Annotated in this window: 1 pseudogene; it reads left to right on the plus strand. The window is 31.4% G+C overall.

Annotation, left to right across the window (positions count from 1 at the left end):
• Positions 1-50: 50 nt before the first annotated feature.
• Positions 51-290, plus strand: a pseudogene (locus AC0IXC_RS29180) (hypothetical protein); the annotation flags it as partial.

The raw sequence follows: 290 nt of genomic DNA on the forward strand, positions 1-290 counted from the left end.
TTTAATAGCTGGGTGGTTCACCTAGCTATTTTTTGTTAGGAAGGATTGATATGAAAAAGGCAATCGTAATTTGTTTATGTGTGTTTTGTATTGTTAGTCATACGATCCCTGTATTTGCTGATACACCTACTTTTGAATTATTAGGACGTAAAAACATTTCAATAGAAAATAAAGGTCTTGTTAATGGGAAATACAGTTTGACTTTGAGAGTTAACAAGATGAAGGATGTATATCGTTTTCAGTTATCTGAATTGATGTTGGTGAATGATTGTTCCTTTCATATTGGTAAA

The sequence above is a fragment of the Bacillus sp. AC266 genome (assembly GCF_979253805.1).